Genomic DNA, 12,192 nt, shown 5'->3' on the forward strand with positions numbered 1-12,192 from the left:
ACCACCCCCACCCAGGAGATCGTCGCCGGACTCTTCACCGACATCCTCGGCGTCACCGACGTCGGCCCCACCGACAACTTCCTCGACCTAGGCGGACACTCCCTCCTGATCATGCGGCTCGTCAGCCGCATCCGGACGCTCTTCGACACCGAACTCCCCCTGCGCCAGATCTTCGCCGACCCCACCGTCACCGGCATCGCCCACCACATCGACCACCCCACCGAAGGGGCCGGCAGGCAGACGTTCCCGATGTTGCTGCCGCTGCGCACCGCCGGTGACCGCGTCCCGCTGTTCGGCGTCCACCCGGCGACCGGGACCAGCTGGGGCTACTCGGCGCTGGTCCCCCACCTCGACCCCGGCCGGCCGTTCTACGGCCTGCAGGCCAGGGGCCTCGGGCAGCCGGGTGCCACCAGGTCGGTCCCGGCCATGGTGGACGAGTACACCGCGCTGATCCGGTCGGTCCAGGAGCACGGCCCGTACCGGCTGATGGGCTGGTCGTTCGGTGCGGTCGTGGCCCACGCCGTGGCGGTGGACCTGCAACGCCACGGCGAGCGGGTCGAGCTGCTGGCCCTGCTGGACGGCTACCCGGCCGAGGTCGCCGCGGCGCGCGGGCCGGTCCACGCCGAGGATCCGGCCGTGCTCGCCGAACTGCTGGCCGAGCTGGGCCTGCTCACCGCCGACCGCTCGCCCGCGTCGCTGGACCGGGCGGCGTTCGTCCGCATCGTGCGCGGCTCCGACAGCCCGCTGGCCCGCATCGAGGAGGCGGAGATCGCCGCGCTGCTCGACGTGTTCGCCAGCAACCTCAACGCCGCCCGGGTGCACCGAAGCGCCGCCTTCGACGGCGACATCACGTTCGTCGAGGCCACCGCCGGGCGGCCCGCCGACTGGCCGGGCGGGCACGCGTGGACGCCCTACGCCACCGGACGCGTCGACGTCCACCGGCTCGACTGCGGCCACAGCGACCTGGTCAGCCCGGCCATGGCCGCGATCGTCGGGCCGATCCTGCAGGCCCCGGCGCGGTCGCGCGTCTGACCGTCGTCCGCCACCCCACGCCGAGGAGGTCCCGTGTCCACGACCACCGACATCCGCCACTTCTACCAGCTCATCGACCACGACCAGGTCACCGAACTGGTCGGCCTGTTCGCCGCGGACCTGTGCTACCACCGGCCGGGGTTCCCCCCGCTGATCGGCCGCGACCAGCTGCGCCACTTCTACGAGCACGACCGGCCGATCCGCTCGGGGCGGCACACCCTGACCGGCATCGTCGTCGACGGCGCCACCGCCGCCGTCCACGGTTCCTTCACCGGCACCCTGCGCGACGACCGGCCGGCCGGTCACCGCTTCGCGGACTTCTTCAGCTACGACGACGCCGGCCTGATCACCCGGCGCGACACGTTCTTCTTCGTCCCCCTGGTCTGACCCCGATCCACGGGAAGGAACCGCCATGGCAGGCATCCTGCACACCGCCACCCGCACCAAGCCGGTGATCGATCCCGGGCACGGCGACGCGTTCACCGACCACATGGTCGGCATCGAGTGGACGCCCGAACAGCAGTGGACCCGGCCCGTCCTGCTCCCGCTGGCCGACCTCGCCATGCACCCCGGCACGGTCGGACTGCACTACGGGCAGGTCGCCTTCGAAGGGCTCAAGGCCCACCGGCAGCCGGACGGGTCGATGGCCGTCTTCCGTCCCTGGGACAACGCCCGCCGGTTCCGCCGTTCGGTGGCCCGGCTGGCCATGCCGGAGCTGCCCGACGAGCTGTTCGTCACCGCCATCGACGACCTCGTGCGCCACGACGAGGGCTGGCTGTCCGACGACCCCTCGCACAGCCTCTACCTGCGCCCGCTCATGTACGGCGACGAGCGGACCCTGATGCTGCGCCCCTCGCGGACCTACCGGTTCCTGCTGATGGCGTTCGTCACCGGCGGCTTCTTCGGCGACGACGTGGACTCGGTGTCGGTCTGGGTCGCGCACGAGCATCCGCGGGCCTTCCCCGGCGGCACCGGCGACGTGAAGATCGCCGGCAACTACGCGCCCACGTTCAACGCCCAGCAGCAGGCGCAGGCGGCCGGCTGCCAGCAGGTCATCTGGCTCGACGCCACGGAACGCGAGTGGGTCGAGGAGATGGGCGGCATGAACCTGTTCTTCGTACGCGGCCACGGCTCCCGCGCCGAGGTGGTGACCCCGCGGCTGTCCGGCACGCTGCTGCCCGGCGTCACCCGCGACACGCTGCTCACCCTCGCCGCCCGGCTCGGCCTGACCCCCCGCGAGGAGCGCATCGGCCTGCGGCAATGGCGCCGCCAGTGCCTCGACGGCGACATCACCGAGGTGTTCGCCTGCGGCACCGCGGCGGTCGTCACCCCGGTCGGGCGGGTCCGCGACCGCGACGGCGACTGGACGATCGGCGACGGCACGCCGGGACCGGTGACCCGCGCGCTGCGTACCGCGCTCGTCGACCTGCACCACGGCATCGCACCGGATCCCGATGGATGGATGCACCACATCCACTGACAGAGAAGGGCCTCCTGTGGGTTTTGACGAAGTTCGCGAGCGCTGCGGCGTCGTAGCCCTCTACCAGCCGGAATCGTCCGGCGATCGTCTCGACCGCCTCGCCTACTACGGGTTACTCGCACTTCAGCACCGCGGCCAGGACTCCGCCGGCATCGTGGTGGCCCTCGACGGCCGCCTGTTCCGGCACCGGGGCACCGGCCTCGTCCAGGACGTCTTCGACGAGTCGGCGCTCAACGCCGCGCACGCGACCGCCGCCGTGGGCCACGTGCGTTACGCGACGGCCGGCGGCACCGGCGAGAGCAACATCCAGCCGCTGCTCGGATCGACCCGCGCCGGCCACCGCTTCGCGCTGGCGCACAACGGCAACCTGCTCGCCGTCGACGACGCTGACGACCTGGCCGGACGCCGGCACGTCGACCGCACCGGCGAGGCGGACGCGGACACCCCGGTGCTCGTGCGGGCGCTGTCGGACCAGGACGGCGACACGCTCGCGGCGATGCTGGCCGTGCTGCCCCGGGTGTCCGGGGCGTTCAGCCTGGCGGTGGCCACGCCCGACGGCCTGCTGGCGGCACGCGACCCGAACGGTTTCCGGCCCCTGTGCCTGGGCCGCCTGCCCGGTGGCGGCTGGATCACCGCCTCCGAGACCACCGCCCTGGACGCGGTGGGCGCCGCCTTCCTGCGCGAGGTCGAGCCCGGTGAGCTGCTCTCCATCGGCCCGCACGGCGTCCTCAGCCATCGCTTCGCCTCGCCGGCGCCGTCCACCTGCATCTTCGAGTACGTCTACTTCGCCCGCCCCGACTCGATGCTCAACGGCCGGCGCGTGCAGCAGGTGCGGCAGGCGATGGGCGCGGCCCTGGCACACGACGCCCCGGCCGCCGCGGACGTCGTCGTCCCCACGCCCGACACCGCCCGGCCCGCGGCCCTCGGTTACGCCGCGGCCAGCGGCATCCCGTACGCCGAGGCGCTGATCCGCAACACCTACGTGGGACGCTCGTTCATCATGCCGGCAGACGGCGAACGCCGGCACGCGGTCGACCTGAAGCTGAACGCCATCCCGGAAACCGTCGAAGGCCGCCGCGTCGTGCTGATCGACGACTCGGTGGTGCGCGCCAACACCGCCCGCGCCGTCGTGACGAAACTGCGCCGCGCGGGTGCGGCGGAGGTCCACCTGCGGGTCGCGTCCAGCCCGCTGCGCTGGCCCTGCTTCTTCGGCGTCGACATCAGCACGAAGCACGACCTGGCCGCGCGCGCCCGGTCCGTACCGGAGGTGGGCGAGTTGATCGGGGCCGATTCGATCGGCTACCTGTCACTGGAGGCGATGAAGCGGGCGATCGGCGGCGGCCGCACCTGCGACGGCTGCTTCACCGGCACCTACCCCCTACCGCTCCCCCTCCCCCTGACCACCACCGCGACCGCAGGCCGCTGACCCCGGGACCCGGAGGAGCTTCTGGGCGTGGTCGGCCGACCCGCAGGGGCGACGCGGCCCACCGGACCGCGGCGCCTCTGCGAAGGGGGTCAGGGCTTGGCGATGTTGTACTGGACCATGTACCGGCGGGCTCAGCAGCAGCCGGGGTGTCTCCACCATCGGCCGGACCGGGTCGCCGACAGCCCGCGGAACGTTGACTTTGTCTCAAGCAATGACGCATCATGTTGCTACAAAGCTTGCGACAAAAGGAGAGGGCATGACGAACACTCCCATGTCCGACGCCGGACCTCCGCCGGCGGACATCCGGTGCGCCGAGACCTGGCTGCGGCGGCACGGTCTGAGCGACGGCCCGCCGACGCCCTTGCTGGCCACGCGCCTGGCGGTGCGGCGGCGGGTGCGACTGCTGGGCAGCGTCCTGTTGGCCGTGCTGTTCGTCGCGGCCTCCCTGGCACAGGTCGCCGCCCTGCCGGGCGCCTCCGGCGGGTCCGGGTCGGGCCGCATCGTGCCGGTGATGGCGCTGAGCGCGTCGATCGTCGCGCTGTTGCTGACCCAGGTGCTGCTGGACGCCTGGGTGCGGCGCGTCGACCGGCGCGCCGGGGCGGCACTGCCGCGGCGGGTGACCCACCCGGTGCAGCTCGGCTGGGCCGCCCTGCTCGGACGGCCCCATGCCGTCATGGCGGGCGCCACCTTCGCCTGCGCGTTCGCGCTGGGGGTGAGCGCGCTGGTCGTCACCGAGGGCACCGCACGGCACGCCGCCGTCGTGCTGCTCGTCGCCGTGATCGGAGTCGCCCTCGGCGCCGTCCTGCAACTGCGCGAGATGCTGGCCCGGCCCGTCGTGGCCGAGGACGAGGTCTCGCTGACGGCCGACGTCGTCATGCGGATCGAGGACGCGCGCGAGAGCTCCGCGCCGGCTGTGCTGTGGGCGCTGCCGGTGGTGCTGCTGTCCGGGTTCGCGCCCGGGTGGTGGAGCGCCGCCTCGGCGGGCTTCCTGGTGGCGGGGGTGCTCGCCTTGGTCGCCGTCCACGTTAGGGCGCCGTCGTACGCGGCCACGGCGCGGCGCGCGGTGGGCCTGCGATGATCGTCATCGATGCGGGCTCGCCGGTGCCGCCGTTCGAGCAGCTGCGGGCCCAGCTCGCGCGGCAGATCCAGGACCGCACGCTCGCCGTGGGCGCCCGGCTGCCGACCATCCGCCACCTCGCGGCCGACCTCGGCCTGGCCGTCAACACGGTCGGCCGGGCCTACCGGGAGCTGGAGGAGGCGGGGCTGATCGAAACGCGCGGCCGGGCGGGCTCGTTCGTGGCGGCCGCCGGCGAGGAAGGCCGGGAACGGGCCCGCCGGGCCGCCGCGGACTACGCCGCCGTGATCGCCAGCGTCGGCATCGACGCGACCGAGGCGATCCGCATCGTCCAGGCGGCCCTGACGTCCGGCGCGGCAGCACCGGCCTCGCCATGACCGCCACCCGGCCGCCGGCTCATCCCGGGCGGCGTCCCCATGCCGAGATCAGCGGCGCGAGGGTGAGGTCGAGCTCGCCGGCGTCGACGGCGGCCAGGTGCGCGTCGATCTCGGTGTCGTCGGCCAACCCGGCGGCGAGCAACTCGGCGCGGACCATGCGCACCGTCGCGGCCTCCAGCCGGTCGCAGGCCACCCCGCCGACCGGGAAGCAGCCGGCCGCCGAGACCTCGACCAGGCCGGCCGCCCGCAACGCCCGCGGCAGCGTACGGCCGTAGCGCAGGTCGGCCCCGCGGCGGGTCATCAACTCCCGGACGGCGCGCCGCAGCCGGTTGGCGCGCCGCTGTGCCGGGCCGACCTCGTCGAGGCAGGCCAGCGGCTGCAGCTCGGTGTCGGCGTCCTCGATCAGCAGCCGGCCGCCGGGGCGCAGGGCCGCCACCATCGTCGCCAGCGCCCGGGCACGGTCGGGCACGTGGACGAGCACGAGCCGGGCGTGCACCAGGTCGAACGTGCCCGGCTGCGGCGGCGGGTCCCCGACGACGTCGTGCCGGCGCACCTCGTACCCGCCGTGCGGGTCCAGCCAGGACGGATCGATGTCCGTGGCCAGCACGTAACCGGTCGGCCCGACGGCCGTGGCGAGTGCCTCGGGAATGCCGGGGCCTCCGGCACCGACCTCCCAGCAGCGCCAGCCCTCCTGCACGCCGAGCCGGTCGAAGTGCCCCCGTGTGACACCGTCGAACAGCTCGGCCAGCCAGGTGAACCGCTCGCCCGCCTCCGTCCGGGCGTTGTCGAGCAGGTAACGGTGGTCCGGCTCGGACCCGGGGTCGGCGAGGGGCTGCGATGAACTCATGCCTACATCCTCACGATCTTCCACGCACTGTGCCAGCGAGTGGTCAGCGTGGTTCTGGTTTGTCCGGCAGTCGTACGACGGCGGTGCCGGCCTGGGACTCGCCGAAGCCCCAGCCTGCGACGAGGGAGCAGCCGACCGCCTCCAGGACGTCGGCCCACGGCCAGTGGTCGGTGCCGTGGTAGAAGCCGCCCTCGCTGCGCGCGTCGCCCTCGGAGAGGCAGAGCATGCGGAGATGGTCGCGGAGCGCGGGATGCGTGACCGCGCTCAGCCTTTCCTCCCAGGGCTCCTCGGCCGAGCGGACGCGGGCCATGTCCTGAACCGACACCAGGTGTCCGGGCCCGCGCTCGGTGAACGTGGCGGCCCGCATCGCATCGGTGAGAGTGCCGTCGGTGGCGACGCGCAGCAGCACGGTCAGCCAGCCGTTCAGTTTCCCGGACTCCGGGCCGGTCAGGTCGACGCCATGGAGGCCCAGGAGCGGCCCCAGCTCCGCGCCGTGGGCCAGCGCCTCACCGGCTTCGCCGATCGAGGAGACGGTCCGCAGGTCGGCGACGAAGGCGTCGTCGAACGGCCGGGGGCCCTTGTGGCCGTCGGCGCCCCACGGTCCCGTTCCTGCCAGGAGTTCGGCGTCGAAGCTGAACAGCGACTCGCTCAGGTCGAACCGCCACGTCCACGGGGAGAAGGGGTATTCGCCGTCCGAATCCGGAAGATGTCTCGGCTCCCCGGCCGACAGCGCGTCAGGGGTGGCCCAGGGACTCGGGAACAGGAACTCGTCGAGGGAGTCCGAGGCGTAGTACACGCCGTACCTGGCGGCAGGGTCGGCGGCCGGCTCTCCGCCGAGCAGTGTCGCGAAGGCGCCGGCGAGCGCGGCCTCCCACCCGTTGAGGTCGGTCGCCGGTTCCGTCTCGGGTGTCACGCTATGCACTCCTTCATGTCGTGTCGCAAGCCGTCGGCAAGGGTGGACGTGATCCTTCCAGACTCGTCGCCCATCGGCATCGGCATGCGACGGGCCCGACGGTGCCGGAGATCGAGCGCGACCGTGGCGGCGACGCCCGCGGGCGCGTGCCCCTCGTCCATGCAGCGCTGCACCGCAGGCGATGGACCGCGCGAAGATCATCGAGCACTGGGACGTCATGCAGCCCATCCCGGACACCGCCGCCAACGCCAACGGCATGTTCTAGCCGCGACCGGCTCCGCGACGCGGCCGGAAGCCGCTACGGCGGAGCCGGGGCCGCGATCCACGGCTTCAACGTGGCCGGTCTGAGCGCGGCCGCGGTTCCTGTGCCTCGTCGCGGCCGCGGTCTTCGCCGGGCCGCGCCCCGAGCCACGCGTGAGGGCCGGGCGGCGCGGGTGAACCTTCCCTTCGGGGCGCTACAGCCCGAGTGAGGCGATGAGGTCGCGCATCTCGTCGCGGAAGACGGTCGCCGGGTCGTGGACGAGCCCGCGCAGGTGCCCGTAGATCTCCAGCGCCATCAGGCCGTGCATGCGCCCCCACACGCGCATGGTCAGGGCCAGCCCCGCGGGCGGCAGGTCGGGGAACGTCTCCCGGGTGTGCGCGACCAGCCCGGGGTCGAAGTCGGCCCAGTCATAGCCCTGGCTCGCGCGCCCGGCGACCGGCCACGCGGCGGCGACGAGACCGGTGATGCCGGTGCAGGCGCGCACCTCGGCCGCGATGCCGGGGCTGTCGTCCGGCGCCCGGTAGCCGGGCACCGGGTCGCCGTAGATGAGCCGGAAGCCCTCGGGGTTGGCCAGGGACCAGTCCCGTACGGCCTGCGCCCAGGCCATGATCCGCCCGCCGACGTCGGATTCGGGCACCGCGTCGCGCGCCGCCTCGGCGGCCTCGACGAGCGAGGTGTAGACGTCGCCGATCAGCGTCGTGACCAGGTCGTCGCGCGTGGCGAAGTAGCTGTAGATGGCGCCCGCCGTCATGCCCATCTCGCGCGCGATGGCACGCAGCGAGATCGCGTCGGGGCCGCCTTCGGCCATGAGCTTGAGCGCGATCGCCTTGATCTCGGCGCTGGTCTGGGCGCGCAGCCGTTCGCGTCTGCTCATGGTCGCTTCCATGCCGACACCCTACAGGGTTTGACTATTGAACGCCGTGCTCTATGGTGAACGCCGTGTAGTAATTCTTCGGCATGCAGGAAGGCATCTATGGATTCGCCTCGACTGCGCCTTGGGCTGCTGGCGTTGACGCAGCTCATCGTGGCTCTCGACTACAACATCGTGTACGTGGCGCTGCCCGACATCGGGCACGCGCTCGGCTTCAGCCCGTCGTCGGTCCAATGGGTGGTCAGCGCCTACGCGATCGGCCTCGGCGGCCTCCTGCTTCTCGGCGGACGGGCCGTCGACCGCCTCGGCCCGCGCCGGATGTTCATGGCCGGACTGGCGTTGTACGGCGTCGCCTCGCTGGCCGGCGGGCTTGCGAACGGTTCGGAGACGCTGGTGGCCGCCCGCGCGGTCCAGGGCGTCGGCGGCGCGCTGCTGACGCCCGCCACCCTCACGCTCATCTACCGGGGATTCGCCGAGGGGCCGGCCCGCAACCGGGCCCTGGGCGCCTGGGGCATGGCGGGCAGCGCGGGACTGGCCGCCGGGTCACTGCTGGGCGGCGTGCTGACCAACTATCTCGGCTGGGAATGGGTGTTCTACGTCAACGTGCCGCTGGCGCTGATGTGCGCCCTGGCCGCACCCCGTCTGCTGCCCGCCGACCCCGCCCGCACCCCGGGCTCCTTCGACCTGCCCGGCGCGCTCCTGGCCACGGGGAGCGCCGCCCTGCTGGTGTTCGGGCTGGCCGGCGGCCCCGACTCGGGATGGGACTCGCCCCGCGTCTACGGCTCGCTGATCGCCGGCGCCCTCCTGCTGGCGGCGTTCCTGCTGGTGGAGTCGCGCACCCGCGACCCGCTGATCCCCCTACGGCTGGCGCGCGGCCGTTCCCTGGCCACCACCATGATCGTGATCGCCGTCTTCCAGGGCACCCTCGGCGGCGGCTACTACGTCCTGACCTCCTACCTGCAACCCGTCCTCGGCTACAGCTCCCTGCAAGCGGGGCTGAGCTTCCTGCCGCTCACGCTGGTCTGCATGTTCGCCGCCGTGAAGATCGCCCCGGCGGCGCTCGGCCGGTGGGGCATCCGCACGACGCTCTCGGTCTCGACGGTCGGCACCGGCGTCGGCATCGCCCTCATGGTCATGGGCACCACACCCGCGGGCGGCTTCTGGACCCTGCTGCCCGGCAGCGTCGTCTGGGGCCTGTTCGGCGGCGTCGCCTTCGTCACCCTGTTCGCCTCCGCCGGGTCCGGCATCGCGCCGCACGAGCAGGGCGTCGCCTCCGGCATCGCCAGCACCGCCAAGGAGATCGGCGGCGCCATGGGCCTGGCCGTCATCGTCGCCATCACCACCGCCTCGCCCGACCTGCTCGGCGGCCTGCACGCCGCCGGATGGGCGGCCGCGGCGCTCACCGTCGCCGGGGGCCTGACCGCCCTCGCCCTCGAACCCTCCCGGTCCCGCACTCTCGAAGGAGCAAGCGCATGAACACCGACGACCTCATCCTCAAGTACATCGACATCTGGAACGAGCGCGACCGCGCCGCCCGTGACGCGCTCATGAAGGCCGTCCTCACCGACGACTCGCTCTACTCCGACCCCGACTACGCGGGCCTGCGCGGGCACGCGGAGCTGTCGGAGGCGATCGGCAGGGCCCATGGGAAGTTCGGCGACCTCCGCTTCACCCTCGGCACCGTGATCAGCACCCACCACGACCGCGCCCTGTTCACCTGGCGGCTCGGCACGGTGGCCACCGGCTACGACGTGGTCGAGTTCAGGGGAGACCGCATCAGCGGCATCATCGGCTTCTTCGTCTAGACGACCGGGGAGCGGGCCGGACCCCCGCGCCACCGATCATGACTCCTGTCATGTGGAGCCGATGACAGCCGGGACTGACCGCCGAGCCGCGTTCGGATCATGCTTACGCCATGACCATCCGGACGCTTGGAAAGAACGCCTCGGCCGCCGCCCTGACCGCCGCCCTGACCGCCGGAATGTTGGCGGCGGCCACCCCGGCCCAGGCCGCCCCCACCCCGGCGCGGGAGACCGGGCCCGACCGGCAGGCGCTGCGCCGGTCGCTGGACGCCGTGCATCAGGCCGGCATGTACGGCATCTACTCCGCCGTCCGCGACGGGGAACGCGACTGGCGGGGCGCCGCCGGCGTGGCGGACGTCGCCACGAACCGTCCGGTGCGCCCCGACATGGTGCACCGGGTCGGCAGCATCACCAAGACGTTCACCGCGGTGGCCCTGCTCCAGCAGGTGGCCCGCGGCACCGTCGAACTGGACGCCCCCATCGCCCGTTACCTGCCCGACGTGGTGCCCGGCGAGCGCGGCCAGAAGATCACCGTACGGATGTTGCTCAATCACACGAGCCACATCGCCGACCACGTGGGCCCGGCCTTCCCCTCGTTGCTCCAGGGCACGTTCGAGAGCCTCGACGACAACCGTTTCCGCGCCTTCTCCCGGCGCGAGCTGGTCGACCTGGGCCTGGCCGCCACGCCGACCGGCGAGCCGGGCGCCACGCCGGGGATCTACTCCAACACCAACTACCTGATCGCCGGCCTGCTCCTGGAGAAGGTGACGGGCGAGAACGCCGAGCGGTACATCACCCGCAACGTCATCCGCAAGGCGGGCCTGCGGCACACGTCCTTCCCGCGCACGCCGGTCATCCCCGGCCCGCACTCGAAGGCGTACGAGTCGATGTTCGGCTTCATCGACCCGCCCAAGGACTACAGCGTCTACAACATGTCGTGGATCACCACGGCGGGCGCGGTCGTGTCCACGATGGACGACCTCAACCAGTTCTACCGGAAGCTGCTGCGCGGCGAGCTGCTCCGCCCCGCCGAGCTGGCCGAGATGCAGAAGACGGTGCCCGTGGCCGGGGTGTCGGGAGCCTACGGCCTCGGCATCTACGCCACCGACCTGCCGTGCGGACGGTTCTGGGGGCACAGCGGCGGCGTCTTCGGCATGGCCACCGACTCCTACACCAGCCCGGACGGCGCCCGCCAGCTCTCCATGGGCGTCAACCGCACGAAGTACCAGAGCCTGGACGAGAACGGCAACATCGTGATCAGCCCCATCGACTACGCCACCGTCGACTACCTGCTGCTGGGGCTCTGCGGCCAGAGCCCGGCGCGCACGAAGGCGGCGCAGCCGGAGATCGTCCCGTTCGCCGTGGACCGGCTGCTCTCCGTCAAGCGCTAGATCGACGAGTCGTCCAGCCCGGCCCTGGCCAGGGCCGGGCTGCCGCACGCCATGCCGCCTCGCCCGAGAGCACTCAATGTGACATCCCATACACTCATTGCGACAGTCGGGGAGAGGGGATTTCCATGAGTCGTGCACTGATCATCGTCGACGTGCAGAAGGACTTCTGCGAGGGCGGCAGCGTTCCGGTGAAGGGCGGCGCCGATCGAGCCGCCGCCATCGCCGAGCTGCTCCGGAGCGCCGACGGGCAGTACGCCTTCGTCATCGCGACCCGTGACCACCACATCGATCCGGGCGCCCACTTCTCCGACGACCCCGACTTCCAGGACTCCTTCCCCGTGCACTGCGTCGTCGGCAGCGAGGGAGGCGAGTTCCACCCGGAGTTCGCGCCCGCCGTCGAGTCCGGGTACGTCGACGAGGTCTTCTTCAAGGGCGCCCACTCCGCCTCCAAGAGCGGTTTCGAGGGCTCGACCCAGGACGGCACGACGCTGTCGGCCTGGCTGAAGGCCCGTGACGTCGTCGACCTCGACGTCGTCGGCATCGCGACCGACCACTGCGTGAAGGCCACCGCGCTGGACGGGGCTCGCGCGGGCTTCACCGTGCAGGTCCTGCTCGACTACACCGCCGGCGTCGCCGCCGACACCACGCGCACCGCACTGGACGAGCTGCGCCGGGCCGGGGTCGCACTGAGCGGCGAACCCGTCGTCGCCTGAACA

At 72.5% G+C, this 12,192-nt stretch carries 13 protein-coding genes; 10 read left to right on the forward strand and 3 right to left on the reverse strand.

Annotated elements, in window-relative coordinates:
• From ACIA8R_RS49775 to ACIA8R_RS49800, 6 genes are all read left to right on the forward strand, one after another.
• Window positions 1-1,032: thioesterase domain-containing protein (locus tag ACIA8R_RS49775; protein WP_397044989.1), on the forward strand; the 1,032-nt coding region annotated here is incomplete at its 5' end.
• A gap of 33 nt (window positions 1,033-1,065) precedes the next feature.
• Entirely contained in the window at window positions 1,066-1,419 is a 354-nt protein-coding gene (locus ACIA8R_RS49780; protein WP_357707318.1) for a nuclear transport factor 2 family protein, read from the forward strand.
• 25 nt (window positions 1,420-1,444) lie between these two features.
• Window positions 1,445-2,512, forward strand: coding sequence for a branched-chain amino acid aminotransferase (locus tag ACIA8R_RS49785; RefSeq protein ID WP_357707316.1), 1,068 nt, complete (start codon window positions 1,445-1,447; stop codon window positions 2,510-2,512).
• 16 nt (window positions 2,513-2,528) lie between these two features.
• Entirely contained in the window at window positions 2,529-3,938 is a 1,410-nt protein-coding gene (gene purF / locus ACIA8R_RS49790; protein ID WP_357707314.1) for an amidophosphoribosyltransferase, read from the forward strand.
• Between the two features lie 256 nt (window positions 3,939-4,194).
• Entirely contained in the window at window positions 4,195-5,016 is an 822-nt protein-coding gene (locus tag ACIA8R_RS49795) for a hypothetical protein (protein WP_397044992.1), read from the forward strand.
• Window positions 5,013-5,390 carry a GntR family transcriptional regulator gene (locus ACIA8R_RS49800; RefSeq protein WP_357707312.1) on the forward strand — a complete coding sequence of 126 codons (378 nt, stop codon included), beginning with the start codon at window positions 5,013-5,015 and terminating at the stop codon, window positions 5,388-5,390. The genes ACIA8R_RS49795 and ACIA8R_RS49800 overlap by 4 nt, the downstream gene beginning before the upstream one ends.
• Before the next feature lie 19 nt (window positions 5,391-5,409).
• On the opposite strand, the gene ACIA8R_RS49805 is transcribed toward ACIA8R_RS49800, so the two are convergent.
• The 3 genes from ACIA8R_RS49805 to ACIA8R_RS49815 all read right to left on the reverse strand — a co-directional run bounded on the left by ACIA8R_RS49805 (window position 5,410) and on the right by ACIA8R_RS49815 (window position 8,286).
• Entirely contained in the window at window positions 5,410-6,237 is an 828-nt protein-coding gene (locus ACIA8R_RS49805) for a methyltransferase domain-containing protein (RefSeq protein ID WP_397044994.1), read from the reverse strand.
• Window positions 6,238-6,280: 43 nt separating this feature from the next.
• Entirely contained in the window at window positions 6,281-7,150 is an 870-nt protein-coding gene (locus ACIA8R_RS49810) for a hypothetical protein (RefSeq protein WP_397044996.1), read from the reverse strand.
• A gap of 455 nt (window positions 7,151-7,605) precedes the next feature.
• A complete protein-coding gene (locus ACIA8R_RS49815) occupies window positions 7,606-8,286 on the reverse strand; it encodes a TetR/AcrR family transcriptional regulator (RefSeq protein ID WP_397044998.1) in 681 nt (226 codons plus the stop codon).
• A gap of 99 nt (window positions 8,287-8,385) precedes the next feature.
• Here ACIA8R_RS49815 and ACIA8R_RS49820 point away from each other — a divergent pair, with 99 nt between their 5' ends.
• The 4 genes from ACIA8R_RS49820 to ACIA8R_RS49835 all read left to right on the forward strand — a co-directional run bounded on the left by ACIA8R_RS49820 (window position 8,386) and on the right by ACIA8R_RS49835 (window position 12,189).
• On the forward strand, window positions 8,386-9,759 hold the full coding sequence (locus ACIA8R_RS49820; RefSeq protein WP_364097203.1) for an MFS transporter: 1,374 nt from the start codon (window positions 8,386-8,388) through the stop codon (window positions 9,757-9,759).
• Window positions 9,756-10,088: a nuclear transport factor 2 family protein gene (locus ACIA8R_RS49825; protein WP_364097200.1), complete on the forward strand. Its 333-nt coding sequence runs from the start codon at window positions 9,756-9,758 to the stop codon at window positions 10,086-10,088. The genes ACIA8R_RS49820 and ACIA8R_RS49825 overlap by 4 nt, the downstream gene beginning before the upstream one ends.
• Before the next feature lie 110 nt (window positions 10,089-10,198).
• A complete protein-coding gene (locus tag ACIA8R_RS49830; protein ID WP_397045000.1) occupies window positions 10,199-11,476 on the forward strand; it encodes a serine hydrolase domain-containing protein in 1,278 nt (425 codons plus the stop codon).
• 125 nt (window positions 11,477-11,601) lie between these two features.
• The gene (locus ACIA8R_RS49835) at window positions 11,602-12,189 is read left to right on the forward strand and encodes an isochorismatase family protein (protein WP_364097194.1); all 588 of its coding nucleotides are present in this window, start codon (window positions 11,602-11,604) and stop codon (window positions 12,187-12,189) included.
• Window positions 12,190-12,192: the final 3 nt, after the last annotated feature.

This window comes from Nonomuraea sp. NPDC051191 (assembly GCF_044455665.1).
GTDB lineage: Bacteria > Actinomycetota > Actinomycetes > Streptosporangiales > Streptosporangiaceae > Nonomuraea.